This window comes from Neorhizobium sp. P1_A6 (assembly GCF_056406795.1).
The window spans coordinates 256950-282394 of sequence record NZ_JBFTZM010000006.1 but is presented as its reverse complement, the minus strand read 5'-3'; the positions used below and the strand labels follow the sequence as shown (position 1 = coordinate 282394).

At 62.8% G+C, this 25445-nt stretch carries 19 protein-coding genes; 9 read left to right on the top strand and 10 right to left on the bottom strand.

Annotated elements, in window-relative coordinates; genetic code table 11:
* Positions 1 to 96 precede the first annotated feature (96 nt).
* Both AC1D3C_RS15035 and AC1D3C_RS15030 read left to right on the top strand, forming a co-directional pair.
* On the top strand, positions 97 to 801 hold the full coding sequence (locus tag AC1D3C_RS15035; RefSeq protein ID WP_038545893.1) for a GntR family transcriptional regulator: 705 nt from the start codon (positions 97 to 99) through the stop codon (positions 799 to 801).
* Positions 728 to 2815, top strand: coding sequence for an alpha-glucosidase (locus AC1D3C_RS15030; RefSeq protein ID WP_477483435.1), 2088 nt, complete (start codon positions 728 to 730; stop codon positions 2813 to 2815). Before AC1D3C_RS15035 ends, AC1D3C_RS15030 begins: the two co-directional genes overlap by 74 nt.
* Positions 2816 to 2897: 82 nt before the next feature.
* Here AC1D3C_RS15030 and AC1D3C_RS15025 read toward each other — a convergent pair whose 3' ends face one another.
* The 3 genes from AC1D3C_RS15025 to AC1D3C_RS15015 are packed head-to-tail and all read right to left on the bottom strand — an operon-like array spanning position 2898 to position 5895.
* Positions 2898 to 3539: a ThuA domain-containing protein gene (locus tag AC1D3C_RS15025; protein WP_038545888.1), complete on the bottom strand. Its 642-nt coding sequence runs from the start codon at positions 3537 to 3539 to the stop codon at positions 2898 to 2900.
* 18 nt (positions 3540 to 3557) lie between these two features.
* The gene (locus tag AC1D3C_RS15020; protein WP_477483434.1) at positions 3558 to 4661 is read right to left on the bottom strand and encodes a Gfo/Idh/MocA family protein; all 1104 of its coding nucleotides are present in this window, start codon (positions 4659 to 4661) and stop codon (positions 3558 to 3560) included.
* A 34-nt stretch (positions 4662 to 4695) separates the two neighbouring features.
* Entirely contained in the window at positions 4696 to 5895 is a 1200-nt protein-coding gene (locus AC1D3C_RS15015) for an ROK family protein (RefSeq protein WP_477483433.1), read from the bottom strand.
* A gap of 232 nt (positions 5896 to 6127) precedes the next feature.
* On the opposite strand from AC1D3C_RS15015, the gene AC1D3C_RS15010 reads away from it, so the two are divergent.
* The 4 genes from AC1D3C_RS15010 (at position 6128) to AC1D3C_RS14995 (ending at position 10440) form a co-directional block, all read left to right on the top strand.
* Positions 6128 to 7423, top strand: coding sequence for an ABC transporter substrate-binding protein (locus AC1D3C_RS15010; protein ID WP_405029284.1), 1296 nt, complete (start codon positions 6128 to 6130; stop codon positions 7421 to 7423).
* 120 nt (positions 7424 to 7543) lie between these two features.
* A complete protein-coding gene (locus tag AC1D3C_RS15005) occupies positions 7544 to 8470 on the top strand; it encodes a carbohydrate ABC transporter permease (RefSeq protein ID WP_405029287.1) in 927 nt (308 codons plus the stop codon).
* 79 nt (positions 8471 to 8549) lie between these two features.
* Positions 8550 to 9347 (top strand): carbohydrate ABC transporter permease, encoded by a 798-nt coding sequence (locus AC1D3C_RS15000; RefSeq protein ID WP_155414659.1) that lies wholly within the window; start codon positions 8550 to 8552, stop codon positions 9345 to 9347.
* Between the two features lie 22 nt (positions 9348 to 9369).
* Positions 9370 to 10440, top strand: a complete 1071-nt coding sequence (locus tag AC1D3C_RS14995) for an ABC transporter ATP-binding protein (protein ID WP_038545874.1) — start codon at positions 9370 to 9372, stop codon at positions 10438 to 10440.
* A 23-nt stretch (positions 10441 to 10463) separates the two neighbouring features.
* Here AC1D3C_RS14995 and AC1D3C_RS14990 read toward each other — a convergent pair whose 3' ends face one another.
* The 4 genes from AC1D3C_RS14990 to AC1D3C_RS14975 all read right to left on the bottom strand — a co-directional run bounded on the left by AC1D3C_RS14990 (position 10464) and on the right by AC1D3C_RS14975 (position 15379).
* A complete protein-coding gene (locus AC1D3C_RS14990; protein WP_477483432.1) occupies positions 10464 to 11084 on the bottom strand; it encodes a nucleoside triphosphate hydrolase in 621 nt (206 codons plus the stop codon).
* 103 nt (positions 11085 to 11187) lie between these two features.
* Positions 11188 to 13500: a xanthine dehydrogenase family protein molybdopterin-binding subunit gene (locus AC1D3C_RS14985; RefSeq protein ID WP_477483431.1), complete on the bottom strand. Its 2313-nt coding sequence runs from the start codon at positions 13498 to 13500 to the stop codon at positions 11188 to 11190.
* A gap of 91 nt (positions 13501 to 13591) precedes the next feature.
* Entirely contained in the window at positions 13592 to 14587 is a 996-nt protein-coding gene (locus tag AC1D3C_RS14980; RefSeq protein WP_477483430.1) for an MDR family oxidoreductase, read from the bottom strand.
* A gap of 33 nt (positions 14588 to 14620) precedes the next feature.
* Entirely contained in the window at positions 14621 to 15379 is a 759-nt protein-coding gene (locus AC1D3C_RS14975) for a FadR/GntR family transcriptional regulator (RefSeq protein ID WP_477483429.1), read from the bottom strand.
* 162 nt (positions 15380 to 15541) lie between these two features.
* Here AC1D3C_RS14975 and AC1D3C_RS14970 point away from each other — a divergent pair, with 162 nt between their 5' ends.
* The 3 genes from AC1D3C_RS14970 to AC1D3C_RS14960 are packed head-to-tail and all read left to right on the top strand — an operon-like array spanning position 15542 to position 21506.
* Complete coding sequence (locus tag AC1D3C_RS14970) at positions 15542 to 17023, top strand: FAD-binding oxidoreductase (RefSeq protein WP_477483428.1); 1482 nt, start codon at positions 15542 to 15544, stop codon at positions 17021 to 17023.
* Complete coding sequence (locus AC1D3C_RS14965) at positions 17024 to 20500, top strand: indolepyruvate ferredoxin oxidoreductase family protein (RefSeq protein ID WP_477483427.1); 3477 nt, start codon at positions 17024 to 17026, stop codon at positions 20498 to 20500.
* Positions 20501 to 20528: 28 nt separating this feature from the next.
* Positions 20529 to 21506, top strand: a complete 978-nt coding sequence (locus tag AC1D3C_RS14960) for a nucleoside hydrolase (protein ID WP_477483426.1) — start codon at positions 20529 to 20531, stop codon at positions 21504 to 21506.
* Here AC1D3C_RS14960 and AC1D3C_RS14955 read toward each other — a convergent pair whose 3' ends face one another.
* Genes AC1D3C_RS14955 through AC1D3C_RS14945 form a run of 3 tightly spaced genes read right to left on the bottom strand, consistent with a single transcriptional unit; the run spans position 21507 to position 25412 of the window.
* A complete protein-coding gene (locus AC1D3C_RS14955; RefSeq protein ID WP_477483425.1) occupies positions 21507 to 23576 on the bottom strand; it encodes an acetate--CoA ligase family protein in 2070 nt (689 codons plus the stop codon). It lies immediately after the preceding gene.
* Positions 23577 to 23634: 58 nt separating this feature from the next.
* Positions 23635 to 24459, bottom strand: coding sequence for an enoyl-CoA hydratase/isomerase family protein (locus tag AC1D3C_RS14950; protein WP_477483424.1), 825 nt, complete (start codon positions 24457 to 24459; stop codon positions 23635 to 23637).
* 23 nt (positions 24460 to 24482) lie between these two features.
* Positions 24483 to 25412, bottom strand: a complete 930-nt coding sequence (locus AC1D3C_RS14945; protein WP_477483423.1) for a pseudouridine-5'-phosphate glycosidase — start codon at positions 25410 to 25412, stop codon at positions 24483 to 24485.
* Positions 25413 to 25445: the final 33 nt, after the last annotated feature.

The window sequence follows — 25445 nt, the reverse complement described above, 5'->3', positions numbered from 1 at the left end:
CTCCTCGACTCCTGGGACTTGAATATCATCCGCGTTCGTGTAAATCAATAGTGTATCAATTTCGATGCGTCATTCCTCGGGGAGGGGGAACGGCTTATGGACAGTTATCCGGGCAGCCTGCCGATCTATCTGCAAATCGCCGAACTTCTGGTTCGCGACATCGCGGCCGGCCGGCTTGTCGACGGGGAGAAGCTGGCGCCGGAGCGCGACATGGCGGTGCAGCTCGGCATTGCGGTCGGCACGCTGCGCAAGGCGCTGGCGGAACTGCAGAACCGCGGGCTGCTGGAACGGGTGCAGGGGTCCGGAAACTATGTCCGGGCGATCAGTGATCCGAAGAGCGTTTATGCGATGTTCCGGCTGGAACTGATCCAGGGCGGCGGTCTGCCGACCGCGGAATTGCTCGATGTGATGCGGCTCGACAAACCCAAGGACTTGCCGAGGTTCGGCTTTTCGCCGGAAGGCCATCGCATCCGCCGCATTCGCCGGCTGTCGGGCAAGGTCGCAGCACTCGAGGAGATCTGGCTCGACGGTTCCTATGTGGCCGCGATCACCCCGGAAGACCTGTCGGAATCGCTTTATCTCTACTACCGCACGCGGCTGGGCCTCTGGATCGTCCGGGCGGAAGACAAGATCGACCTCGACACCGTGCCCGACTGGGCGCCGCCGGCCTTCGGCCAGAAGCCGGGCGCGCCGATCCCCCATGTGCTGCGCATGAGCCAAGCGCAGGATGGCGCCCTGGCCGAGGTTTCCCGCACATGGTTCGACCATTCCGTGGCGCGATACGTATCGCGGCTGCGGTAGACAACAATCGAGTACCGACAAGATGAAATTCGAGACGACACTAGACGGTTTTTCCATATCGCTGAACGGCCGCAGCATCCTGCGGCACAGCGCTGCCTCGCCCTGCATATTCGTCGGCCATGGGCAGGAGCGGATGGACATGTACCGCGGCAATTTCGAGGTCGAGGATTACATCGTCGAGCGCAGCGCGCTGCGCCATGCGGATGTCGACGGCAACACGATCAGCCTGTCGGAGGCCGAGGGCCGGGCGCCGCGGCTGGAGCTGACGGTCTCGGAAACCGCCGTGCACTTCCGCTCATTGGACGAGACGATCAACCGCTTCTGGATCCGAATTCATGCGGACAATGACGAGCATGTCTGGGGTGGCGGCGAGCAGATGTCCTATTTCGACATGCGCGGACGCCGCTTTCCGCTGTGGACCTCGGAACCTGGCGTCGGTCGCGACAAGACGAGCGAGATCACCTTCAAGTCCGACCTGAAGGACAAGGCGGGCGGCGACTATTACAACACCAACTATCCGCAACCGACCTATATTTCCTCGGCGCGTTACGCCCTGCATGTGGAGACGACCGCCTATTCCGTCTTCGATTTCCGCCGCAAGACCTTTCACGAGATCGAAATCTGGGCGGTGCCGGAGCGGATCGAGCTGTTTGCTGCACCGAATTTCGTCGAGCTGGTCGAGGCCCTGTCGCTGCGGTTCGGGCGGCAGCCGGAACTGCCGGACTGGGTCTACAAAGGCGCGATCATCGGCCTCAAGGATGGCGTCAATTCCTTCGAGCGGCTGGAAAAGATGCGCAATGCCGGCGTCCAGGTTTCCGGTCTCTGGTGCGAGGATTGGGTCGGGCTTCGCCAGACCTCGTTCGGATCGCGGCTGTTCTGGGACTGGCAGGCGAATGACGAGCGTTATCCGGACTTGCGCCAGCGCATCGCGGAGCTGAACGGCGAGGGCATCCGCTTCCTCGGTTACGTCAATCCCTATCTCTGCGTCGACGGCTCGCTGTTTCCGGAAGCGGAAGCCGCGGGTTATTTCGCCAAGGATCAGCTCGGCCGCACCGCCATCGTCGATTTTGGCGAGTTCGATTGCGGCGTCGTCGATTTCACCAACCGGCAAGCGGCCGAATGGTTTGCCGAGGAAGTCATCGGCCGCCGTATGCTCGATTTCGGGCTGACCGGCTGGATGGCCGATTTCGGCGAATACCTGCCGATCAATGTGGAGCTTGCGAACGGCATCGATGCCAAGCTGATGCATAATGCCTGGCCGACCCTCTGGGCCGAAGTCAATGCCAAGGCGATCGCCAGCCGCGGCAAGACGGGCGAGGCGCTGTTCTTCATGCGGGCCGGCTTCACCGGTGTGCAGAAACATTGCCCGCTGCTGTGGGGTGGCGACCAGTCGGTGGACTTCTCGCGCCATGACGGGCTCGTCACGGTGATGTGCGCAGCCCTCTCATCAGGCCTGCTCGGAAACGCCTATCACCATTCCGATATCGGCGGTTATACGAGCCTGTTCGGCAATGTCCGCACCCCGGAACTGCTGATGCGCTGGGCCGAGATGGCGGCCTTCACACCGGTCATGCGCAGCCACGAGGGCAACCGTCCGCGCGACAATATCCAGATCGACCAGGACCCGGAAGTGCTGGAGCATTTCGCCCGGATGACGCGGATCTACGTGCATCTGACGCCGTACCTGAAGACGCTGTCCAAGGAAGCCGCCGCCCGTGGCCTGCCGGTGCAGCGGCCGCTTTTCCTGCATCACGAGCATGACCCGAAGACCTATGCCATTCAGGATGCCTATCTTTACGGCCCGGAACTGCTGGTGGCACCGGTCTGGCATGCGGCGCAGGATGTGCGCGCGGTCTATCTGCCGGAGGGGGCGAGCTGGGTGCATGTGTGGAGCGGGGTCGAATATGCAGGCGGGGAAGAGGTGACGGTGCCGTCGCCGATCGGTTGTCCGCCGGTGTTTTATCGGGTGGATGCGGCTTTTGCGGAGATGTTTGCGGCGTTGAGAGAAATGTGAGGGTGCGAGCCGGTGCGGCAAGCTCCCACTAATCTCCCCCTCAAGGGGGAGATCGGCCAGAGGCGCCGCCGTCAGTCCAATCTCACCGTGCCGCCCAATTCGCACCGCGGCGGAAGATCGTCTTCATTTGCGGCACGTCGAATTCCTTCGCCTGGTGGCCGAGGGAGGAATAGAAGACGCGGCCCTCGCCGTATTTCCGCTTCCAGACGACCGGCATGACGACGCCGTCGATCCAGTAGGCGTGGTCGCCGGTAAACGTCGTCGTCGCCAGCACCTCGTTCGAGGGGTCGACATGCATGTAATATTGCTCGGACGTGTAGGGGAAATCGGCGATACCCTCCATCAGCGGGTCGTCGGGCCTCGTGATGTTGACCGTATAATCGATGATATTGCCGGGATGGGCGACCCACTGGCCGCCGATGATGAACTGGTAGTCGACCGATTCGCGGAACGCGTCGCCGGCGCCGCCGTGATAACCGGCGATGCCGACGCCGTTCTGGACGGCCGCAGCGAGGTTCTTCACTTCTTCCTTCTCGATTTTGGACATCGTCATGATCGGCACGATAAGGCTGAGGTCATGGATCGAGGGATCGGCGAAGGCCTCCGTCGAATGCTCGAGATAAACCTTGAAACCGTCTTCTTCGAGCATGTCCTTGATGATTTCGGCACATTCCTGCGGTTCGTGGCCGCTCCAGCCGCCCCAAACGATGAGTGCTTCACGCATTTTAGTCTTCCTCCAGAATTATTTCGCTAGCTGGCCGTCAACAAGCGATTCCGACAGCGGAGCAGGGCGCTCCGTGGCCGTGGTGATCTTGATCGTGCGCCCTTCGGCGGAGGCCGTATGGAAAGCCTCCATGACCTCCAGCACGTGCAGCGCCAGGTCGCCGTTCGCCCGGTGCGGGCGGTTGGAGCGGATCGCGTAAGCCAGGTCCGCAACGCCGATCGAGCGATAGTTGCCGTCCGCATAGGGCAGGGTCACGGGCTGATCCTCGAACTGGCCGCCCTTCTTCAGGTAATCGACCGGCCCGGCGAAGCGGTTCGGGTCCGGTACGATCAGTGTACCCTCGGTGCCGTAGACTTCGAGCGGCACATGTTTGTGGCCGGCGACGTCGAAGCTCATGCCGATCTGCACGACCGCGCCGTTCGCAAAGGCCATGACACCGGCCACATGGGTCGGAACATGTACCGGAATGCGCTCGCCGTTGCGCGGCTCGCTGGTGATGATGCGCTCCTTGCGGGGCGTCACCGCGAAACCCGCCACCTGCGACACGGGGCCGAGCAGGTTGACGAGGTCGGTGATGTAATAGGGACCCATGTCGAGCATCGGACCGCCGCCGACCTCGTAATAGAAGGCCGGGTTCGGGTGCCAGCGCTCGTGGCCGGGGCACATGAAAGTCGCGGTGCCGCCGACGGGCAGGCCGATGACGCCCTGGTCGATCAGTTCTCGGGCGGTCTGGTGGCCGCCGCCGAGGAAGGTGTCGGGGGCAGCGCCGATGCGCAGGCCCTTGGCCTTTGCGGCCTCCGCCAATTTTTTCCCTTCCGCGAAATTAATCCCGAGAGGCTTTTCAGAATAGGTGTGCTTGCCCGCGTCGAGCGCCTGCAGCCCGACGGCGACATGCGCCTTGGGGATCGTCAGGTTGACGATGATCTCGACCTTCGGATCGGCGAGCAATTCGTCGACCGTACGGGCCCGGAGGTTGAATTCGGAGGCTTTCGCCTCGGCCAGATCGCGGTTGAGATCGCCCAACCCGCGGATATCGAGGATCGGAAAAGCGGATGTCATCGCCTTCAGATAGGCGCCCGAAATATTGCCGCATCCGATGATGCCGATACCGACTTTGTCCATTGTTTCCTCCCGATGAATGCTGATGCTTGGCGCGTCAGAGCGCCGGCCCGGTGGTGCTCCAGGGCGATTCGTAAAGTTCGTAAAGTGCTACGGCCGCCGCTCCCTGCGCCCAGAAATCATCCGTAGAATCGTMAAAGACGAGTTCGCTGACGCCTTTCAGCGACGGCGGAATGGCGAGCGCATAGGCATCGCGCAGGCTGTTCAGGAATGGTTCGCCGAGCGCCAGCGACGAGCCGACGAGGATGACCCGCGGTGGCGCAAACAGCGTCACGATATTGGCTATCGTCAGTCCGACGGCCTCGCCGGCGCGAACGGCCGCGGCGATCAGCCGGTCGTCGTCGGCCTGGATGAGCGCCTGGACATGGGTCATGCCGCGGCCGAGCCTCACTGCTTCGGCAAAACGTCCGTCCGCCTGCTGCTCGCCGAGGATGGCGCTCTCGCCCGCCTGGCTCGAAAGCCGCACGATGCCGTGCGGACCGGTGCCGAGCACGAGATCGCCGAGATTGTGGCTGAGGCCGCCGGCACCGCGGAAAAGCCGGTTGCCATGCAGCACGCCGAGGCCAAGCGTCTGTTCGAGCGAGATCAGGACCATATCCTGCAGATCGCGGGCCTTGCCGAACCAGTGATGGCCGAGCGTGATGGCATGTGCGTCACTCTCGACGATGGTCGGCGTCGAGAGGCGCGTCGACATTTCGGTCGCAAAATCGATGTTGATCTCGCGAAAAATCGGGCTTGAGCGGACATGCCCGGTACGGTGTTCGATGACGCCCGGAAGCCCCAGGCAGACGCTGTCGACATCCTCCAGCGACAGGCCGGCATCGACGACACAGCGGCGCACGCCGTCTTCCACGAGGTCGGCGATGACGGCGATCGGCTGGCGGTCGATCCGGATCGGCAGGGTGAGCTTGGAGAGTACGTCGCCGCGGAAATTCGTGACGACGAAGACCATGCGGCTTGCGGCGATCTTGGCGCCGACGACGCGGGCGGCATCCGGATTGACCTCCAGCATGACGCGCGGCCGGCCGCGCACCGCCTCGTTGCGGATATCACCTTCGTGGCGGGTCAGGATCAGCCCATCATCGAGCAGAGAAGCGGTGATGGCGGAAACGGTGGTCGTGGAGAGTTCCGTGCGCTCGGAAATTTCGACACGGGAGATGGGACCGCGCCGCCGGATCGTATCCAGCACGCTGAGGCGATTCATCGCACGCATGAGTTCCGGATCGGCGGTTTTCATCTGTTCTGCGCACTCGTCGGCTTCTGCACCGAACTGCTATTTAATTCGAGGTGCAAATTAAATTCGCTTTGTTCTAGAGCCGATTTTGTGCGGCATGCAATAGGTAAAAGCAGAGAATGGCGCATTTTTTGCCAAAATCGGCCAATCTCGTGCAGGGCTATTGACAGATGCGTTGGGCTTGCCGATTATTTAATTCGGATACAGGAATAAAGCTTTGGGAGGAGCTCCTTCAATGTCCAACAGATACTACAGGATGCGTCTGATTTCCGCGACCGCTGTTGCTCTCGCGGGTGGGCTGTTTACGGCCAGCGTCGCTGCAGCGGACAGCGTCATTCGCTGGATGCATGTCGAGCAGGTGCCGGCGAACATCACGGTCTGGAACCAGATCGCCAGGGATTTCGAGGCCAAGCATCCCGGCGTCAAGGTCGAGATGCAATTTCTGGAAAACCAGGCCTTCAAGGCGAAGCTGCCGACGCTTCTGCAATCGAAAGACGCGCCAAGCATCTTTTATACCTGGGGCGGCGGCGTCCTCAAGGCGCAGTCCGAGACCGGCACGCTGCGGCCAATCAATGCGGCGATCGACGCGAACGGGGGGGAATGGCGCAAGTCGATCAATGCCTCCGCCGTCGATGGCCTGACCTTTGACGGCAAGGTCTGGGCTTCGCCCGTCAGGACCGGCCTCGTTTCCTTCTATTACAACAAGGAATTGTTCAAGAAGGCCGGCGTCGACGCCTCGAAGATCGCGACCTGGGACGATTTCCTTAGCGCTGTCAAAACGCTGAAACAGGCCGGCGTGACGCCGATCGCTGGCGGCGGGCGGGACAAGTGGCCCCTGCATTTCTACTGGAGCTATCTCGCTATGCGCGAAGCGGGGCAAAAGGGCTTTGCCGATGCGAAGGCCGGCAAGAACGACGGCTTCGCCGGCAAGCCTTTCGTTAAGGCCGGCGAACGCATGGCCGAGCTCGGCAAGCTTGAGCCATTCCAGAATGGCTATCTGGGTGCGACCTGGAACGATGCGCTTGCGACGTTCGGCGATGGCCGTGCCGCGATCATTCTGAGCTTCGAAAATACGCCCTCGACCCAGGCGTCGAATTCGACGAGCCGCAAAGGCCTTGCCGACGACAATATCGGTCGCTTCCCGTTCCCCGTCGTCAGCGGAGGAGCTGGTGTGACCACCGACAGTTTCGGAGGTCTCAACGGATGGGCGGTCACCAAGAATGCGCCGCCTGAAACCGAGGAATTCCTCCGTTACATGGCAAGCGCCGACGTACAGAAGCTTCTCGCCAGGGATACGCTGATCATGCCCGTTGCCAAGGGTGCGAGCGAAGCGATCTCCAAACCGCTGGTGAAGGAAGTTGCCGAAGCTCTTGGCAAGGAAACCTGGCACCAGAACTTCCTCGATCAGGATCTCGGTCCCAATGTCGGTGCGATCGTCAACGACGTCAGCGTCGAAGTGGTCTCCGGCAGCATGAAACCGGCTGCCGCGGCGCAGCAGATCGAGGACGCCTACTCCCTCGAACGAAAGTAAGCGCAGCGCCGGCGCTCCCGCTCCCCTAAGGTTCCAGCAACCCTGGGAGCGCCGGTTCCCGTCCTCGCCTGACGGCGTCTCGCAGCCCGAAAGGCTCGAAAATCGATGAGCGATATGCTGATGTCTGCCAATGCCATCCCTTCCGGGAATACACTTGTGGTAGCGCGGCGCCGCAAGCGTTCTCTTGCCAACAGCAAGTGGCCGGTGCTGATCCTGTTCCTGCCACCGGCTCTTCTTCTTTTCACCGTGCTGGTCATCCTGCCCATGGGCGAGGCCGCCTGGTATTCCTTCTATAACTGGAACGGCTATGGCAGCCCGACGCAATGGGTCGGCTGGCGCAACTACCAGCTCATTTTCCGCAACAGCGCCTTCACCCAGGCCCTGATCAATAACGGCCTGATCGTTCTCGCCTCGCTCTGCGTGCAGGTGCCTCTGGCGCTCTGGCTGGCGACGATGATCTCCAGCCGGATCAGGGGTGCGCTGTTCTTCCGGCTGATCTTCTTCCTGCCCTACGTGCTTGCGGATGTTGCAGCAGGGATGATCTGGCGTTTCGTTTATGACGGGGATTTCGGTCTCGTCGCCGGTATCTCGCATTTCATTGGCGTCGAACCACCCTTCTGGCTGGCCGACCGCGATCTGGCGATGTACGCGATATTGGGCGTCATCGTCTGGAAGTATTTCGGCTTTCACATGATGCTCTTCATCGCCGGCCTGCAGGCAATCGACAAGAGCGTACTGGAAGCGGCTGACATCGACGGTGCGACCGGCTTCCAGAAATTCCGGCTCGTGACGCTGCCGCTGCTCGGCTCCACCGTGCGCCTCTCCGTCTTCTTCGCGGTCGTCGGTTCGCTGCAGCTTTTCGACATGATCATGCCGCTCACCGGCGGCGGTCCGTCGAACTCGACGCAGACGATGGTGACGTTCCTGTACAATTTCGGGGTGACCCGCATGCAGGTCGGGTTCGGCAGCGCCGTCGGCGTGGTGCTGTTCGTGATCTGCGTGACGCTCGCCTTCAGCTACAAGCGGGTATTCATGCGCAATGACTGATATCTCGACAGCACAGCCCATCGATGCCGCCAGCGCGCCGACGTCCGGCCAGCGGATCCGCGCCGGTACGCAGGTCTATATGTACATATCGCTGATCATCGTGGCGGCAATCGTGGTGGTGCCGCTCATCAGCACTGCGCTCGGCGGCTTCAAGACCCTCGGCGAACTGCGCGGCAATCCTTTCGGCCTGCCGACGGAATGGCAGTGGTCGAACTACACCGACATCATCATCAGCAAGCGCTATTGGCTGCAGATGAGCAATTCGCTGATCATCGCCCTGCTGACGGTGTTCCTGACGTTGACCTTCGGCGCCATGGCCGCCTTCTGCTTCGCACATATCCGCTTCTTCGGCACCGATTATCTGGTCAACTATTTCCTGATCGGGCTGATGTTCCCGGCAGCGACGGCCATCCTGCCGCTCTACATCCGCATCCGCGATCTGGGGCTCATCGATACGTATTGGGGCGTGGTGCTGCCGCAGGTGGCGTTCGGCATGGGCATGAGCATCATGCTGTTCCGAAACTACTTCCGCAATTTGCCGTCCGAACTCTTCGACGCGGCCTTCGTCGACGGCTGCGGCTATATGCGCTTCTTCTGGCACATCACGCTGCCGCTGTCGCGGCCGATCATCGCCACCGTCGGCATCATCTCCTTCGTCAGCAGTTGGAACAGTTATATCGTGCCGCTGATCATGCTGAATTCCGAGAGCCGTTACCCCTGGCCGCTCGGCATCATGATCTATCGGGGCGAATTCAGCACCGAATGGCAGCTGGTGCTGGCCTTCATCACGCTCACCATCCTGCCAACCATCATCGCCTTCTTCCTGGCCCAGAAGCACATCATCGCCGGTCTGACCGCCGGTGCGGTGAAGTCCTGAGCCCCGACCCGGAGTAACTCGCATGGCATCCGTCGAACTCAGACAAGTCCGCAAGGCCTATGGGGCACTCCCGGTCATCCATGGCGTGTCGCTGGCGATCGAAGACGGCGAGTTCGTCGCGCTGGTCGGTCCGTCGGGCTGCGGAAAATCGACGCTGCTGCGGATGATTGCCGGGCTTGAGGAAATCACAGCCGGTGAGGTCATTATCGACAACGCGGTGGTCAACGAGCTGACCCCGCGGGAGCGCAACATCGCCATGGTGTTCCAGTCCTATGCGCTTTATCCGCACATGACGGTCGCCGAGAACATGGGCTTCAACCTGCGCCTTTCCGGCACCCCGAAGCCGGTGATTGCCGAACGCGTCGCCGAAGCCGCCCGCATGCTCGACCTGATGCCGCTTCTCGACCGCAAGCCGGCGCAACTTTCCGGCGGCCAGCGTCAGCGCGTCGCGATGGGCCGGGCAATCGTCCGCAACCCGGCCGTCTTCCTGTTCGACGAGCCGCTTTCCAATCTCGACGCCAAACTGCGTGTGCAGATGCGCGCCGAGATCAAGCAACTGCACCAGAAGGTCGGGACGACATCGATTTACGTCACCCACGACCAGATCGAAGCGATGACGCTTGCCGACCGCATCGTCGTCCTCAATCAGGGAAAGGTGGAGCAGGAAGGCACGCCGATGGAACTTTACAAGAAGCCGGCCAACCTCTTCGTTGCCGCCTTCATCGGTTCTCCGGCGATGAACCTTCTCGACGGCACCGTGGACGGTGATGGCGGCGAACCGTCCGCGCGCCTTGGCGACGGAACCGCGATCCGCATCGCGCCGGATCGCAAGGTGAAGCGTGGCCAGGCGATCAAGGTCGGCTTGCGTCCGGAGCATCTGAGCCCCGGCGTCGGGGGTACTGCGCTTGCCGGGCAGACGTTGCTGGTCGAGCCGACCGGCGCACAGACCCATATCATCTTCGACCTCGCCGGCCACCCGGTCGTCGCCATCGTCGACGGCGAATATCCGGCCCGCTACGGCGCGCGATTTGAAGCCAACATCCCGGCCGAACAGGTGCATGTCTTCGACCGCGAAACGGGAGTGGCCCTCTAGTCCGGCATTGCCCGCAACAGGTGTCAGAAGCTTTCGAGCCTGATGTCGGCCGGCCGCGAGTGGGCGAGGATATAGCGGCCGTTCGGCAGGTCATTGCCGTCGAGTTTCCAGGCAATCGCGGCTTCATCAAGCCCGTAATGGACCCAGCGTGCCTTGAGCCGCTCGCGGAGCACCTCTTCCGAGGGACCGACGAAAATGGTGAAGTCGAACATCTCGGCAAGCCGTGACCAGGGCGCTTCGTCGATCAGCAAGTAATTGCCCTCCGCGAGCACGATATGAGTATCGGGCGAGATCGGGCGGGCCGAGGCGATGGCGATCTCGCGCGAGCGATCGAAGACCGGCACCAGCACTTCCTCGTCTCCCTGCCGCACCGCCTTGAGGATATCGGCAAAACCGCGCACGTCGAAAGTCTGCGGTGCTCCCTTGCGGGGCAACAGGCCGCGGGTTTCCAGGATACCGTTATCCATGTGGAAGCCGTCCATCGGCAGGACTTCGGCCAGCTCGCCGCGCGCCAGCAGGGCTTCGTGCAGGGCGTCGGCGAGCGTGGATTTTCCGCCGCCCGGCGGGCCGGCGACCGCAACGATGAAACGTCGGCTATCTTTGGCTCGGTTGATGACGGTGTTGGTGATGTCGTCCAGTGTCATTGCGTCGACGCCTTGCGTTCCATCTTGTCGAAATGAACTTCTAGCGCCCCGCAATGCGTTCAGGCAATCCACGAAGGCATGGATGCGGCGCGCGGATGAGGTCTTATCGAGCGCTCTCCCTGGCAGCCTTCAGGGCGTCCCAAACCCTGTAAGGTGTCGCGGGCATATCAAAATCCTTGACGCCGGCAGACCGGAGCGCATCCAGGACAGCGTTCATCAGCGTCGGCAACGCCCCCGTCGTGCCCGCTTCGCCGCCGCCCTTGACGCCGAGCACATTGGTGGGCGAGGGGGCCGGCAGGTCGAGGAAGCGGGGCGTCGGCATGAAATCGGCTCGCGGCATGAAATAATCCATGAAGCTGGCGGTCAGCATCTGGCCACTGTCGCGGTCATAAACGATATGCTCGCCGAAGACCTGGCCCGCGCCCTGGGCAAGACCGCCATGCATCTGGCCTTCGAGAAGCGTGTGATTGATGACGTGGCCGGCATCGTCGACGCCGATATAGGAGGTGACCTTGGTCTCGCCGGTATTCGGGTCGATCTCCACTTCGGCCACATGCACGCCGCCGGGGAAATTTCGCTCCGGCTGGATGGAGGCGAGCGTATCCAGTGCGTTGCCATCCGGCGTGACGTTGCGGGCGGCGAGTTCCAGAAGCGAGACCGACATGTTCGTGCCGGCCACTTTGTAATGGCCATGGTCGAATTCGATATCGGTTTCGGACGCTTCTAGAGTCTCAGCGGCCAACTTCAGGCCCTTCTTCACCACCTCGCGGGAGGTGATCGTCAGCGAGGCACCGTGGGAGGCCATGGTCCGCGATCCCATCGTGCCGGCGCCCTTGAGCTTGTGGGGCGCATGGACGCTGTTGGCGCGCAGGTTGATCAGGTTCTCGTCGATGCCGAGTTCCCTGGCGACCAGCCGTGGCAGCACCGTCTCGTGCCCCTGGCCGGCGGATCCGGACAGCGTGTAGAGCGTCAGCGTGCCGTCCGCCTCAAAGCGGATTTCGGTTTCCTCCGGCATATGGCCGCCGCCGGACGGCTCGACGAAGACGCCCATGCCGATGCCACGCAGATGGCCGCGTTTCTCGGACTGTTTCCGGCGGGCCTCGAAACCTTTCCAATCGGAGATCGATACGGCCTCTTCCAGCATCGCGACATAGCCGCCACTGTCGTAGACCGTGGTCGGTGTCGTGTAGGGATAGGCGTCGTCGGGGATCAGGTTCTTCCGGCGGATCTCGATCCGGTCCATGCCGAGATCGGTGGCGGCCTGATCCACCAGCCGCTCGACGAAATAATTGATGTCCGGACGGCCGGCACCGCGATATGCGGCGATCGGCGATGTGTTGGTGAAGGCGAGGCGGTTGAGCCCGAAGATAGCGGGAATGCGGTAGCAGCCGGTGCCGGTCAACATCGGGTTCAGGACGTTGATCAGCGCACCGGCCGGCGAATGGTAGGCGCCGAGATCGCAGACGACGTTCATACGGATGCCGAGGAATTCTCCGGCTTCGCTGAGCGCCATCTCCCCGGTGAAGCGGACGGCGCGGCCGTGATAATCGGCGAGGAAGCTTTCGGTGCGGCTGGCGGTCCAGCGTACCGGTCGACAGAGTTTTTTTGCGGCAAGCATGATCGCCGCATATTCCGGATAGGGGGCGCCACGGATGCCGAAGCTGCCGCCGACATCGCCCATGTGATGTCGCACCTTTTCCGGTGGGTGGCCGGTGAAACGGGCAAGACCATCGGCAAGGCCCGTGCCCTGGCTGGCGGAATAGACGTCGAAGACCTCCGTCTCGGCGTTGTATGCCGCCATGAAGGATTTGAGTTCGAGAGGGTTGGCGGCGACGCGTTGCGACTCGACCGTCAGCGTCGAGATATGCGCGGCCTTGGCGAAGGCTTCATCGGCTGTCGCCTTGTCGCCGAAACTGTGCAGGAAGACGAGATTACCCGGCACATCGTCGAAAAGCTGCGGCGCGCCGTCTTCCAGCGCGGCCTCCGGATCGACGATCGCCGGCAGGTCCTCGTAGTCGACCGCGATCAGCTCGACCGCATCGGCAGCCGCTTCGGCACTGTCGGCTACGACCATGGCAACCGGTTCGCCGACGAAACGGACGCGGTCGGTCGACAGAGCATGGCGGTGCGGTGCCTTGATCTTCATCCCATCGACGCCGGGGAAGGAGACAAGCGGGCCGGGGGCGATCAGGTTCGCTTCGAGCGCATCCTTGCCGGTCAGCACGATATGGACGCCCGGTGCGGCGAGCGCCGCCTCGACATCGATCGAAACGATGCGCGCATGCGGCTGGTCGGCTCTCAGGAATGCGGCGTAGAGCTGGTTATCCAGCACCTTGTCTGCGGTATATGCGCCTTGGCCGGTAACAAGTCTTATGTCTTCCCGGCGACCGGTGAAGACCTCGTGATCGCTGCTCAAAACCACTCTCCCACGCCATGCAATTTTCTGCCGGAGATATCTCTACCGCCTCTGGCCCGCGAATGGAAAGCCGCCTCTGGTATACCTTTTTCTACTTTGTCACATCGATCACCACACGCCCGCGGATTTTCCCCGCAATAATATCCTCGGCGAGTTGCGGCAGGTTGGACATCGGTTCCGTCGTGGTGATTTCCGAAAGCTTGGCGGGATCGAGATCGCGCGCCAGCCGGGCCCAGGCGGAGAGCCGCTGTTCGCGGGTGGCGATGACGCTGTCGACGCCGATCAGCGTCACGGCGCGCAGGATATGCGGCAGCACGGTTCCCGGAAGGTCGGCCCCGCCGGCAAGGCCGCAGGCGGCGATGGCGCAACCGCGCATCGTCTGGGAAAGCGCGTTGACGAGGGTGGTCGAACCAACGCTGTCGACGCCGCCGGTCCAGCGCTCCTTCTGCAGCGGGCCGCCTTTTTCAGCAAGCACGGCGCGATCGATGAAATTGGTGGCGCCGAGCGAAGCGAGATAGTCATGGGTTTCCGGACGGCCGGTGGAGGCGGTGACGTTGTAGCCGCAGGCGGCCAGCAGCGCGATTGCCACCGAGCCAACGCCTCCGGCCGCACCGGTGACCAGCACTTCGCCCTCACCGGGCTTGATCGAACCCCATTTCTCCAGCGCATCGACGCAGAGTGCGGCTGTATAACCCGCCGTGCCGATCGCCATCGCCTGTTCCATCGAGAAGGCATCGGGCAGGCTGATCAGCCATTCCGGCTTGACGCGCTGGTAGCGGCCGAAGGCGCCCCATTCGGTTTCGGAAAGACCCCAGCCGTTGAGCACGACCTTGTCGCCGGCCTTCCATTCCGGCGAGCGGGATTCGATCACGGTGCCGGAGAGGTCGATGCCGCCGACCATCGGCATTCGCCTGGCGATGCGGCCCTTGCCTGATATCGCCAGGCCGTCCTTGTAGTTCAGCGTTGAGTAGGCGATCTCGACCAGCACGTCGTTGTCGGGAAGATCGGCGATCGAGATCTCCCTGAAGGCGCCTTTCGGCTTGCCGTCGACGGCGTCGATCACCATGGCGGTGAAGGTCTCGGTCATGTCTCTCTCCCGATATCGTGGTGATGTTGGTTTTTAAGCGGAGGCCTGTGCGGTGGCGTCCCGCCTGGCGCGCGCGTCGAGCACGGCGGAATAACTTTCGCGCACATAGGCGAGCAGCCGCGCCAGCGCATCGGCGGCCCTGGCATCCTCGCGACTGCGCACCGCGTCGACGATTTCCTGGTGCAGCGAAGCAACGTGGCGGCGTTCGCGGACGCGGAAGACGATCATGTTGGTGATCGGAATGAAAGCCTCGATGACGGTGTACATCATCAGCTTCAACGGCCCGTTGCCGGTCGATTCCACCAGCGCTCTATGGAAACGCACGTCCGAAGCGCAGAAATCCTCGTCGCTAACAGCCTCGTCGAGCTGTACCGCGATCTCCGCTTCCATTGCGGCGAGATCGGCTTCGTTGCGGTTTGCAGCGGCCAGTCGGCAGCAGACGGCTTCCGTTTCCAGCCTGGCGGTGATGATCTCTTCGATGTCGAAGGCACCGATGCCGACCAGTAGGGTGGCGGCGCCCGTGATTGCCTTCGAAAGACCTTCCGGATCCGGCCGCTTGACGAAATTACCGCCGGTCGGGCCGCGTTTGGAATGAATGAGGTTTTGGGCGGCGAGGCGCTTCAAGGCCTCGCGCACCGTCGGGCGGGAAATGCCGAAGCTTCGGGCAAGTTCTTCCTCGGTCGGCAGGCGTTCGTCGATCTTCAGCCGGCCGTCCATTATCGCCGAGCGGATGTTGTCGGACACTTGCCTGGCGATGCCCGTGCGGACAACCTCGTCGTATTTGAGGATCATGTCATCCTTCCCCGCGTATCCTGATCCGCATATTCCTGGGACCAGTCTCCTGGCTATAGTGATGCCATGGGAGCGGTGAAAAGGCTACTGCTTTTTAAATATAGGTTTGACAAATAGGGGAATGGGAATAACCTCGCCCCAAGAAACAAGGGGAATGAGAGAATGGGCGCAATCGCATTCGGCGATGCTGGAGCGCAGGGTAGCGAAGCAGGCATCGCGGAGGAGAGCACCTTGTCCTTCGATCGCGTGGCCCATCTTCTCTCCAGCCTCGAAAGCCGGCTTGACGCCGCTGCGATCCTCACCGGCGATGCGATTTCGGATGGTTATGCCGCCGATGCGACCGCTCGCGGCAGCCGGCCAGCCGCCGTCCTGCGTCCGCGCAATACCGAAGATGTTTCCGCCATTCTTTCCGCCGCCAACGACCTTCGCCAGCCGATCGTGGTGCAGGGCGGCCGTACCGGGCTTTCCGGTTCTTCGCGGCCCCTCGAGGGGGAGGTCTCCATCTCGCTCGAACGCATGACTGGCATCGAGTCGATCGACGTCGCGGCCCAGACGATGATCGTTAAGGCGGGCACGCCGCTGCAGGTCGTCCAGCAGGCGGCGAGCGACGCGGGTCTGTTTTTCGGCGTCGATATCGGGGCGCGCGGCACGGCGACGATCGGCGGCAATATAGGCACCAATGCCGGCGGCATCCGGGTTCTGCGCTACGGCATGTACCGGGCGCAGGTCATGGGGCTGGAAGCGGTGCTGCCGGACGGCACGGTCCTCTCCTCGCTGAAGGGCCTGCCCAAGGACAATTCCGGCTACGACCTCAATCCGCTGTTCATCGGCACCGAAGGAACGATCGGGGTCGTCACCCGCGCCTGCCTGAAACTGCATCCGAAACCGCAGGTCGAGCGCAACGCCTTCATCTCCCTGCCATCGCTGAAGGCGGCGCAGGATCTGCTGGCGCGGCTGCGGGTCGAACTCTCCGGCCTCATCTCTGCCTTCGAGGCGATCTTTCCGAACGTCTACGAAGGCACGGTCGACCATATGGGGATCCGCCCGCCGGTCGAAAAAGGGGCCGGCATGTATGCGATGGTCGAGATCCAGGGCCAGGCGCCGGATCAGGACAACGAGCGTTTCGAAGCGGCCCTTGCCGCCGCGCTGGAGGATGGGCTGGCCACGGACGTGGTGCTCTCCAATTCGTTGCGCGAGTTCAACGCGCTCTGGGGCATTCGCGACGGCATCAACGACTACCTGTTCGGCAATGGGGTGACGATCGGCTTCGATATTTCCGTGCCGCTGTCCCGCATGCAAGAGTTCCTCGACCGGGCGGCGCTCGCTGTCGATGAGATCGATCCGCAGGCGCGGACCTATATCTTCGGCCATCTGGGCGACGGCAACCTGCACTACTGCATGTTCAGCCAGCACGAGAAAAAGGTCGCCGAGGCGATATTCTCGGGCATCGAGGCGGTCGGCGGCGGGGTTTCCGCCGAACACGGGATCGGCACCGACAAGGTGAAATACCTGAAATACGCCCGCAGCGAAGCCGAGATCGCCACCATGCGCCGATTGAAGACGGCCTTCGATCCGAACTACATTCTCAATCGCGGCCGGGTCTTCGAGGCGCCGGTGTCTTTGCAGCAGGCGGAGCGGGCGTAGATGTCGATACATACCGCGCCGGATGCGAACCCCAAGGATAGCAAGGTCAGCCTCGACGACCGCTACACGCTGGAAAAGGGCCGTATTCTGGTGTCGGGCACACAGGCTTTGGTGCGCCTGCCGATGATCCAGCGCCAGCGGGATCTGGCCCGTGGGCTCAATACGGCCGGTTATGTTTCCGGCTACCGCGGTTCGCCGCTCGCCGGTTTCGACCGGGAAATGGCACGAGCCAAGAAGTTTCTCGATGCCGCGCATGTGAAATTCCATCCGGGCCTCAACGAGGACATGGCGGCGACGGCCGTGTGGGGCACGCAGCAGACCGGCATGTTTCAGGGCTCGCGTTATGACGGCGTGTTCGGCATGTGGTACGGCAAGGGGCCGGGCGTCGACCGCAGCATGGATGTGATCCGCCATGCCAACGCGATCGGCACCAACCCGAACGGCGGCGTGCTGCTGCTGGTCGGTGACGACCACGGCGCGGTTTCCTCTACCCTGCCGCATCAGAGCGAACACAACCTGATCTCGGCTATGGTGCCGCTGCTGTCGCCGGCCGGCGTCGGCGAATATATCGAATACGGTCTGCTCGGTTTTGCGATGAGCCGTTATTCCGGCGCCTGGGTGGGCTTCAAGTGCCAGACCGAGATCGTCGAATGCTCGGCGACGGTCGATCTTGATCCGGACAAGCCGGAGATTGTTTTTCCCGACGAGACCTTTGCGCCGGACGGTCTGTCGCTGCGCTGGCCGGACGGGCCGCATGCGATGGAACTGCGGCTGGAGCGCAAGATGCTTGCCGTTCAGGCTTTTGCCCGCGCCAACCGTCTGGACCGCACTATTTGGGGAGCCAACGGCCGCGCCCGGCTTGGGATCGTCTCGACCGGCAAATCCTGGCTCGACCTTCTGGGCGCTCTGGCGCTTCTCGGCATAAACGAGACCCGCGCGGCGGAACTCGGCATTGCGCTCTACAAGGTCGGCATGGTCTGGCCGCTGGAGCCGCAGGGGATCGCGGAGTTCGCTTCCCGCGCCGACGAACTGCTCGTGGTCGAGGAAAAACGATCGATCCTCGAAGACCAGATAAAGGCACAGCTTTTCAACCTGTCCACGGAGCGGCGTCCGCGCGTTTTCGGCAAGGCCGGCGAGAACGGCGCGACGCTGCTGCAGGCAATCGGCGAGATCGGTACGCTGTCGGTCGCCAAGGCCATCCTTTCCCGGCTTAATTATCTCGACGAGGCGCTGCAGGCCAAGGCGCGGTTCCTCGAAGAAATGTCGATTGCCATGGGCGTCGAGGCGACCGCGCTCAAGCGTGAGGCCTATTTCTGCTCCGGCTGTCCGCACAGCGTCTCGACCCGCCTGCCGGAGGGAAGCCGCGCCTCGACCGGTATCGGCTGCCATATGATGATCATCGGCAACGAGGACCGCAACACCTCGACCTTCACCCAGATGGGTGGCGAGGGCGGTTCGTGGATCGGCCTGTCGCCCTTCACCGACGAGAAGCACATCTTCGTCAACATGGGCGACGGTACCTATTTCCATTCCGGCCTGCTCGCCATCCGCGCCGGGATCGCGGCACGAGTCAACGCTACCTACAAGATCCTCTATAACGACGCCGTCGCCATGACCGGCGGCCAGAAACATGACGGCGATGTCACCGTTCCGGGCATCGTCGGCCAGATGCTGGCGGAAGGTGCGGCACGCGTCGTGGTGGTCGCCGAGCGGCCTGAGGTCTGGCAGGGTAATCTGCCGCGTCAGGTTTCCATCCATCACCGCGACGAGCTCGACGCGGTGCAGCGCGAACTGGGCGACATCCCGGGCGTCACCGTGCTGGTTTACGATCAGGTCTGCGCTGCGGAAAAGCGCCGCCGCCGCAAGCGTGGCGCCTACCCGGTCTCGGACAAGCGCGCCTTCATCAACGAGTTGGTCTGCGAAGGCTGCGGCGACTGTTCCGCCGTCTCCAACTGCATATCCATCGAGCCGCAGGAGACCGAGTTCGGCCGCAAGCGCCGCATCAACCAGTCGAGCTGCAATACCGACCTTTCCTGCATCAAGGGCTTCTGTCCGAGCTTCGTCACCGTCGAGGGCGGCAGCATCCGCAAGCCGGCGGCGAAGTCGGCATCGGTGAAGACCGACGATCTGCCGCTGCCCACTTTCACCGCGAGCTTCGAGACGCCCTACAGCATGCTGCTCGCCGGCATCGGCGGCACGGGGGTCATCACCGTCAGCGCCATCCTCGCCCAGGCTGCTTTGCTTGATGGGTTGGCGCTGGTGACGCTCGACCAGACCGGGCTTGCCCAGAAGAACGGTTCCGTCGTGTCGCATATCCGGCTGGCGAAGGATCCCGCACAGATCAACGCGGTGCGGGTTGGCCCCGGCGAAAGCGACCTCGTGCTCGGCTTCGATATCGTCGTCGCCGCGCAGAAAAATTCGCTTGCCTCGTTTGCGAAGAACAAGACGCGCGCCGTCATCGACGACCATTTCGCGCCAACGGCTTCCTTCGTGAAGGATACGACAATCGATTTCCGGCAGGAGGCGACGCTGAAATCGCTGCGCCGCGCCGCGGGTGAAGATGCGGTTGAGATGGTCGCCGCGACGGATATGGCAACCGCGCTGCTGGGTGACGCGATTGCTGCGAACATGTTCCTGCTGGGTCATGCCTGGCAGCGCGGTCTGGTGCCGATCAGCCTTACCGCCATCGACAAGGCGATCGAGCTCAACGGCACCGGCATCGCCATGAACCGCGCTGCCTTTGGCTGGGGACGCCGTGCCGCCGTCGATCCGGAAGCCGTCGCCCGCGAGGCTGGCCTCGTGAAGGCGGAGCCGAGGATCGAGACGCTGGAAGAAATCGTCGCGCGTCGCACCGCCTTCCTCACGGACTACCAGAATGCGGCCTATGCGGCGCGTTATGCCGCTCTCGTGGATGTCGTGAAATCAGCCGAGGCGCAGCTGCGCGGCATGACCGGTTTTGCCGAGGCGGTGGCGAAAAACGCCTTCAAGCTGATGGCTTACAAAGATGAATACGAAGTTGCCCGGCTGCATCGGGACCGGAGCTTTGAAAAGAAGCTTGCCGTGCAGTTCGAAGGCGATTTCAAGATCAGGCATCATCTTGCGCCGCCGATGATCTCGAAGATCGATCAGCGCACCGGCCATCCGGCCAAGATCGCCTTTGGCGCTTGGATCCGCCCCGCCTTCGGGGTTCTGGAAAAACTGAAATTCCTGCGCGGCACGTCCTTCGATCCCTTTGGCCGCACGGCCGAGCGGCGGATGGAACGGCAGCTGATCGCGGACTATTTTGCACTGGTGACCGAGCTTTCCGCCGGGCTCGATACCGCCAATCATGCGCTTGCTGTCGAGCTTGCCGGTCTGCCGGACATGGTCCGCGGCTTCGGCCATGTAAAGCTTGCCTCGATCACCAAGTTCGAGAAGCGCAAAGCCGATCTCCTTGCGAAATGGCGGGCGAGGGAGCCGCTCGTCCATGTCGCGTAACAGTCATCGTTCCTGAGAGTTTTCCGCAATGGCAGAAAAGATCATCATCGACACCGATCCCGGCCAGGACGACGCGCTGGCCATTCTGCTGGCGCTCGCCAGTCCGGAAATCGAAGTGCTGGGGATCGTCGCGGCAGCCGGCAACGTGCCGTTGTCGCTGACGACGAAGAACATCCGCAAGATCTGCGAACTGGCCGGCCGTCCCGACATCAAGGTATTCGCCGGCTGCAACCAGCCGATGACCGGGCCGCTCGTCACCGCCGAGCACGTGCATGGTGCGACCGGGCTCGATGGCGCCGACCTGCCCGAGCCGACCATGCCGCTTCAGGAACAGCATGGTGTCGATTTCATCATCGAGACGCTGTTGAGCGAACCGGAAGGCACCGTGACCGTCTGCACGCTCGGCCCGCTCACCGATCTCGGCAAGGCGCTGACCCGGGCGTCTGAGATCGCCGGCCGTATCAGGCAAATCGTGCTGATGGGCGGCGGATTGTTCGAAGGCGGCAACATCACGCCGGCCGCGGAATTCAACATCTATGTCGACCCGCCGGCAGCTGCCGTCGTGTTCGGCTCCGGCGTGCCGATCGTGATGATGCCGCTCGACGTCACCCACAAGACGCTGACAAGCCGCGCCCGCGTTGCCGCGATCCAGGCGATCGGTACGCCGCTCTCCGACGCGGTGGTCGGCTGGCTCGATTATTTCGAGCGCTTCGACGTGGCGAAATACGGCAGCGAAGGAGGGCCGCTGCACGATCCGAACGTGATCGCCTATCTCCTCAAGCCGGAGCTCTATTCCGGCCGGCTCTGCAATGTGGAGATCGAGACGGAGTCGGAACTCACCAAGGGGATGACAGTGGCCGACTGGTGGGGCGTTTCCGGCCGGCCGAAGAACGCGATGTTCATGCGCGACGTCGATGCCGACGGTTTTTATGCGTTGCTGACCGAGCGGCTCTCATGGTTCGGACGCGCGGAGAACGCGGCTCCGCCGAAGCTGCGGCTAGTTTGATCAATCACGCTTTCGCGGGATGATCAGCGCGTCGAGGATGCGCACGCCTTTGCCCTCGGGCAAGACCGCTACCGGATTGAGATCGATCGCTTCGATATCGTCGCCGTATTGCGCGACAAACCCCGACACCTTGACCAAAAGTTCGGCGAGGGCCATGCGGTCCGCCTTCGGCGCGCCGCGATAACCTTCCAGCAGCGATGCCAGTTTCGTCTCGCCGATCATCGCGTCGGCGCGGGCAAAGTCGATCGGCAGGAGGTCGAAGGCGCTGTCCTTCACCAGTTCCACCAGCACTCCGCCGATGCCGACGACGAGGCCGAAACCGAAGGGTTCGTGGCGCACGATGCCGACCAGTGCCTCGACGCCGCCCGTCACCATTTCCTGTACCGAGACGCCGCGCAGATCCGCATTCGGGGCGTAGGCGCGGGCGCTTGCGATGATGGCGTCGAAGGCGGCGCGGGCTTCGGTTTCCGAAGCGATGCCGAGCTTCACGCCGCCGGCTTCGGTCTTGTGCAGGATATCCGGCGACTCGATCTTCATGACCACCGGGAAGCCGAGTTTCCGAGCTGCTTCCGCGGCGGCATCGGCGCTGGTGACGAGTTGTTCGCTGGGCACCGGCAGGCCCTCGGCGGCAAGCAGTTGCTTGGCCTCGCGCTCGGTCAAAACGTCGGCGAGGAGATTTTTCTTTGTCGTGGTTGTCTTGCCGGGCCATGAGACGAGGCGGCTTTGAGTGATCAGGCTGTAGACGGCAGTCAGCGCGCTTTTCGTACCGCGCAGCACCGGCACATTCGAAAGCTTGGCCTCGACATCCGGGTGATGGCCGGAGGAGAGGTTGCTCATGAACGCGACCGGCACCGTGCCCGTCCCGGCATAGTCCGAAACCGCCCCGGCGATGCCGAGATATTCGGAAACGCAGAAATCGTCGAGGCCAGCGGGTGCATCCTGCGTTGCCACGATCAGGCCGATCGACGGATCGCTGGCGAGCGCATGCAGGGCATCGCGATAGATCCCCCCGTCGGCGAAGACGACGCCCGTCGTATCTAGCGGGTTCTGGGGAGTGGCGAAGGGCGGCAGCAGCGTCTTTATCCGTGCGACCGTTTCGGGCTGCAGATCGGGCAAGGAAATGCCGACCTCATCTGCGATATCCGAAACATGCGCGACGCCGCCGCCGGAGACGCCGACGATTGCGACGCCTGGCTTGGCGGGCCGGTCCTTCAGGTCCAGGCAGAGCGTCGCCGTTTCCATGAAGCCGTCCATGTCCGGCACTTCGATAATGCCGGTCCTGCGGAAGAAGGCGCGGTAGGCGTCGTTGCTGCCGGCGAGCGAACCGGTATGGGCGGCGGTCGCCTGGGCGCCGCGTTCGGATCGGCCGGCACGAAGAGCGATCACCGGCATGTTGGCCGCATGCATCTTCTCCATCGCGGCGGCCAGTTTTTCCGGCTCGCGAATGGCTTCGATAACGATGCCGACGGCGCTGGTCTGATCATCCGTCGCCAGGAATTCGAGATAGTCGGGAATATCGGTCGCGGCGCTGTTGCCGGAGGAGACGATGTGGCTGAGGCCAAATCGGCCGGTATTGCCGAGCGCGATCGCACTGGCGCCGGAATGGGAGAGGATGGCGAAGCGGCCCTTTTCGAGATTGGTCGAGAGGCTGGAGGAATAGAGGGCGGCGCCGGAGCCAAGGTTGAAGAGGCCAAGGCAGTTCGGACCGCAGATCGCTATGCCGTAGCGCTCGGCGATCTCGATCAGTTGCCGCTGGCGCTCGCGGCCGGCCTCGTCGAGTTCCGCGAAACCGGAGGCCAGCACGACCGCCGCCTTGACGCCGGTGCTGCCGGCCTCTTCGAGGGCCGCAATCACCTTGTCGGCGGCGATCCCGATCACCGCGACATCGGGTGAATTGGTCAGCGCCGAGAGGGAGGGTGAGGCGGGAAGCCCGAAGATTGTCTCGGCCTTCGGATGCACCGGAATGATCTGCCCCTGATAACCGAAGCGCATCAGGTTCTTCATGACGTAGCTGGAGGAGGCATCGGCGCGCTCAGTGGCGCCGACGACTGCGACGGAGCGTGGCGCCATCAAGGCTCGCATCGCTGCTTTTGGGTCCATGGGCGTGTTGGCCGCCATGGCCGAAACCTCAGTCAAGGCCCTTGAAGGGGTCGTCACGGAAGGCGAGATATTCCTTCAGCGACATTTTGGCGAGGTTTGCCATCCACTCGCGGCCCTGCCGGGTGACGTGGAGGGCGGCAATCGCTTCGATATTGTACTGGAACGACGGCATCAGCCCGGCGACCATCTGCTGGTTGTTGATCGAGGCCTTGGTATATCTCAGCGCCGGCACCGGCATGCGGGCAAGCTTGCGAGCGAGGTTCTCGGTCTTTTCCTTGAGCTGGTCGGCCGGCACCACCTTGTTGATCAGGTGCATCCGCAGCGCCTCCTGGGCATCCACCATGTCGCCGGTGAACATCAACCAGCGGACGTCACGGGTGGCGAGCAGCCAGGGCATCATCAGCGCCGGCGGGCCGGAATTGTGGCGGACTTCCGGTTCGCCGAACTTGGCATTGTCGGCTGCGATCGCCAGATCGCAGCACATCATCAGCTCGAGCGCGCCGGCAAGCGCGTAACCGTTGACCGAGGCGATAACGGGGATCGGCGCACGCCAGATGTTGAGCAGGGCTTCGGCATTTTCCGACATGTCCTCGCGCCAGAAATCGATGTCGACATCGAAATCGCCGCCCTGCAGATCGTATCCGGAAGAGAAGGCGCGCCCGGTGCCGGTGATGACGAGGGCATTGACGTCCGGATCGGCGACGGCTGCGGCAACCGCCGCGTCGATCTCGCGGATCACCGTCTTGTTCATCGCGTTCATCTTGTCGGGGCGATTGATGGTGATCGTCGCGAACTTGTCGGTCAAATCCTTCTCGTAAAGGATCGTCTCGTAGCTGTTCATTTGCTGGTTCATGGGCAGTTCCCCTTGTTCTTGAACTATTTGCCGGCCTTCTTCAGCGCCGCGTAGGCGACGGCCATCTTCGCGGCGAGACGCGCGTTGTTCCTCACCAGTTCGATATTGGCCTTGAGGCTCTCGCCCTTGGAAAGCTCGTTGATACGGGCGAGCAGGAAAGGCGTCAGCTCCTTGCGGCCGATGCCGCGTTCTTCCGCCTCGCGCACGGCGTCCGATATCGTGCCATCGATGAATTCCGGCGTCAGGGCCGCCGCTTCCGGGATAGGGTTGGCGATCAAGAGACCGGTGCCGGTGCCGAGCTGGTGGTGCAGATACATGGCCTTGGCGATCTCTTCGGCCGTATCGAGCCGGTGGTCGGCCTTGAAACCGCTCTTGCGGGTGAAGAAGGCCGGGAAATTGTCGGTGCCGTAAGCTATGACGGGGACGCGCTGGGTTTCGAGATATTCCAGCGTCTTGGCGATATCGAGGATCGATTTGACCCCGGCGCAGACAACGGCGGTTTTCGTACGGCCGAGCTCGGTCAGATCGGCGGAAATGTCGAAGGTCTGTTCGGCGCCGCGATGTACGCCGCCGACGCCGCCGGTCGCGAAAATGTCGATGCCGGCAAGATCGGCCATCAGCATGGTGGCGGAAACGGTGGTGCCGGCCGACTGGCCGCGGACCATGGCGACGGCGAGGTCACGGCCGGATGCCTTCACGACGCCCTTGGCCTGTGCCAATTCTTCCAATTCGCTATGTTCGAGGCCGACGCGCAGCTCACCATTGACGACGGCGATGGTGGCGGGGATCGCGCCGTTCTCGCGGATCACCGCCTCGACGCCGAGTGCGGTTTCGAGATTGGCCGGGTAAGGCATGCCATGGGTGATGATCGTCGATTCCAGCGCCACGACCGGGCCGCCGGCTGCGATCGTTTCGGCCACTTCGCGGCTCAGCTTCGGTTTGATGAGGGCCATTTTCGGTATTCCTTAAATCGTTTTCGGCCAGCC

What these genes read in the sequence shown, in the direction of transcription:
- AC1D3C_RS15035 (WP_038545893.1), top strand. Translation starts at nt 97, where the DNA reads ATGGACAGTTATCCGGGCAGCCTGCCGATCTATCTGCAAATCGCCGAA.
- AC1D3C_RS15030 (WP_477483435.1), top strand. Translation starts at nt 728, where the DNA reads ATGGCGCCCTGGCCGAGGTTTCCCGCACATGGTTCGACCATTCCGTGG.
- AC1D3C_RS15025 (WP_038545888.1), bottom strand. Translation starts at nt 3,539, where the DNA reads ATGCGTGAAGCACTCATCGTTTGGGGCGGCTGGAGCGGCCACGAACCG.
- AC1D3C_RS15020 (WP_477483434.1), bottom strand. Translation starts at nt 4,661, where the DNA reads ATGGACAAAGTCGGTATCGGCATCATCGGATGCGGCAATATTTCGGGC.
- AC1D3C_RS15010 (WP_405029284.1), top strand. Translation starts at nt 6,128, where the DNA reads ATGTCCAACAGATACTACAGGATGCGTCTGATTTCCGCGACCGCTGTT.
- AC1D3C_RS15005 (WP_405029287.1), top strand. Translation starts at nt 7,544, where the DNA reads ATGTCTGCCAATGCCATCCCTTCCGGGAATACACTTGTGGTAGCGCGG.
- AC1D3C_RS15000 (WP_155414659.1), top strand. Translation starts at nt 8,550, where the DNA reads ATGTACATATCGCTGATCATCGTGGCGGCAATCGTGGTGGTGCCGCTC.
- AC1D3C_RS14995 (WP_038545874.1), top strand. Translation starts at nt 9,370, where the DNA reads ATGGCATCCGTCGAACTCAGACAAGTCCGCAAGGCCTATGGGGCACTC.
- AC1D3C_RS14990 (WP_477483432.1), bottom strand. Translation starts at nt 11,084, where the DNA reads ATGACACTGGACGACATCACCAACACCGTCATCAACCGAGCCAAAGAT.
- AC1D3C_RS14980 (WP_477483430.1), bottom strand. Translation starts at nt 14,587, where the DNA reads ATGACCGAGACCTTCACCGCCATGGTGATCGACGCCGTCGACGGCAAG.
- AC1D3C_RS14975 (WP_477483429.1), bottom strand. Translation starts at nt 15,379, where the DNA reads ATGATCCTCAAATACGACGAGGTTGTCCGCACGGGCATCGCCAGGCAA.
- AC1D3C_RS14970 (WP_477483428.1), top strand. Translation starts at nt 15,542, where the DNA reads ATGGGCGCAATCGCATTCGGCGATGCTGGAGCGCAGGGTAGCGAAGCA.
- AC1D3C_RS14965 (WP_477483427.1), top strand. Translation starts at nt 17,024, where the DNA reads ATGTCGATACATACCGCGCCGGATGCGAACCCCAAGGATAGCAAGGTC.
- AC1D3C_RS14960 (WP_477483426.1), top strand. Translation starts at nt 20,529, where the DNA reads ATGGCAGAAAAGATCATCATCGACACCGATCCCGGCCAGGACGACGCG.
- AC1D3C_RS14955 (WP_477483425.1), bottom strand. Translation starts at nt 23,576, where the DNA reads ATGGCGCCACGCTCCGTCGCAGTCGTCGGCGCCACTGAGCGCGCCGAT.
- AC1D3C_RS14950 (WP_477483424.1), bottom strand. Translation starts at nt 24,459, where the DNA reads ATGAACCAGCAAATGAACAGCTACGAGACGATCCTTTACGAGAAGGAT.
- AC1D3C_RS14945 (WP_477483423.1), bottom strand. Translation starts at nt 25,412, where the DNA reads ATGGCCCTCATCAAACCGAAGCTGAGCCGCGAAGTGGCCGAAACGATC.